Origin of the sequence: Spirillospora sp. NPDC049652 (assembly GCF_040675125.1) — a bacterium.
In the GTDB taxonomy this organism is placed as follows: Bacteria; Actinomycetota; Actinomycetes; order Streptosporangiales; family Streptosporangiaceae; genus Spirillospora.
In genome coordinates this window covers 1-1,950 of sequence record NZ_JBFAOF010001185.1, presented here as the reverse complement: position 1 = coordinate 1,950, position 1,950 = coordinate 1, and the positions used below count along the sequence as shown (strand labels likewise).

The 1,950-nt window shown below is 72.9% G+C and carries 2 protein-coding genes; both read right to left on the bottom strand.

Annotated elements, in window-relative coordinates; all coding sequences use genetic code 11:
• The coding region (locus AB0J52_RS38375; RefSeq protein ID WP_500187938.1) for an RNA polymerase sigma factor region1.1 domain-containing protein at nucleotides 1–545 on the bottom strand (545 nt) is incomplete at its 3' end.
• Nucleotides 546–798: 253 nt separating this feature from the next.
• Complete coding sequence (locus tag AB0J52_RS38370) at nucleotides 799–1,875, bottom strand: cation diffusion facilitator family transporter (protein ID WP_500187940.1); 1,077 nt, start codon at nucleotides 1,873–1,875, stop codon at nucleotides 799–801.
• Between the last annotated feature and the right edge of the window lie 75 nt (nucleotides 1,876–1,950).

The following is a 1,950-nucleotide window of genomic DNA, read 5'->3' as shown; positions in this document are numbered from 1 at the left end:
GGGCCGGTCTCGGTGTCGGTGCCGTCGGCGGCGTCCTCGTCGGCGGGGGAGTCGGGCTCGGGGGCGGCCTTCACCGCGGACTTGGCGGTGGTGGCGCGCTTGCGGGCCGGGGCCTTCTTCTCCGCGGCGGGCTTGGCGGCCGTCTTGCGCGCGGCGCGGGGAGCCGGCGTGGCGGGGGCCTCGTCGGTGTCGTCCTCGGCGCCGTCGGTCAGGTCGCCGTTGTCGGCGGGCTTCACGGCGGACTTGGCGCGGGTGGTCTTGGTGGCCTTCCCGGCGGTGCCGGCCGTGGTCGGCGTCTTGGCCGTGCGGGCGCCCCGAGCGGTCCTCTTGGCGGCGGTCTCGTCCTCGCTGGCGAGGCTGATCCCGGCCTCGGACAGCTCCCGCAGGATCGACCGGCCCTGGCCGGGGCTGATCCCGGCGGCCTCGAACGCCCGGCGCACCTCGTCGAGCGAGAGGCGCCCTTGGGCATGACCACGCTCGAGGAGGTCGTCGAGGGCAGGGCTCGTCGACTCCGTGAGCGGGGTCTCTGCGGCGGTTCGCGGCATGGGGACACCCCCCTCCCTTCCGTGGTGGCGGCGCGGAGGCTTGCTCCCTGGTGCTTGCCCTCTGGTGACGCGCGCATTAATCGGAACGTCGAAGGAGGGGGTGGTTGTTCCCGGCGCGCTGGTTTCCCGCGCCCCACAAGCCCCGTCGGTTCCGAGCCCACGGTGGTGGGACACCGCAGGTCGGAGCCTCGATACCCAACCTTACTACGTAAAGACCGCCGCCAGGAAGCGCACCCTGAAAACGTCTACTGCGTCACGTCTCCGACGTAGGGGAGGCACCCTCCGCCGGATCCTGGGAGAGGGCGTGGCCGTATCGGGCGATGACCCGCCGCCGCAGCTCCGGATCGTCGCGCGGGACGGGCTCCAGGAACACCTCGTTGATCTGCTCGTGCGCCTGGCGCAGCTCGTGGGACATCCGGACGCAGGCGCGCTCGATGTCGGCCGCGCCGAGGGCGTCGCTGAAGTCCAGGCGGGCGCAGACCAGCACCTGGTTCGCGCCGAAGGTCAGGGTGACGATGTCGACGACCCACTCGACCTCGGGGGCGGCGCCCAGCCGGGAGCGGACGTCCTCGACCAGCCGGGGGTCGGCCTGGTTGCCGACGAGCAGGTTGAGGTTGATGCGGCCGAGGATCAGCGCGACCGCGGTGAGCAGGGCGCCGATGAGGATCGAGCCGATGCCGTCCCAGGCCGAGCTGCCGGTGAGCTGGTGCAGGCCGATGCCGGCGAACGCGATCACCAGGCCGATGAGGGCGGCGGAGTCCTCCAGCAGCACGCTGACGGAGGTGGGGTCGTCGGTGCCCCGGATGTAGTCGGTCATGTCCTGCCGGGCGTCGCGGGCGTCCTGGCGGACCTGCCGGAACGCCTGCCGCCAGGAGATCGCTTCGAGGACGAGCGAGACGCCGAGAACGAGGTAGCCGGCGAGCGGGTCGGCCTCCTGGGGGTGGCCGCTGAGGGTCTCGTAGCCCTGGTAGAAGGCGAACAGGCCGCCCATTCCGAAGATCGCGACGGCGACGAGGAGGGTCCAGATGTAGCGCTCCTTGCCGTAGCCGAGGGGGTGGGCTCGGTCGGCGGGGCGTTCGGAGCGGCGCAGGCCGACGATGAGCAGCACCTCGTTGAAGGTGTCGGCGACCGAGTGGGCGGCCTCGGCGGCCATGGAGGCCGAGCCGGTGACGGCCGCGGCGATGATCTTGGCGATGGCGATGCCGAGGTTGGCGGCGAGGGCCAGGACGACGGTGAGGGTGCTCTCGCCGCCCGCCTTCTCGCCGTTCTTCTTGGCCGGGTGATCCTTCGGGCGGTCGCCGGGGTCGCCCTGCTCGGGGCCGTTCTTCACGTCCGGCGCGTCCGGCGCGTCCGGCGCGGGCGGGGGTTTCGCGGTGTCGGCGGGCCCGGCGGCACCGGCGGTTCC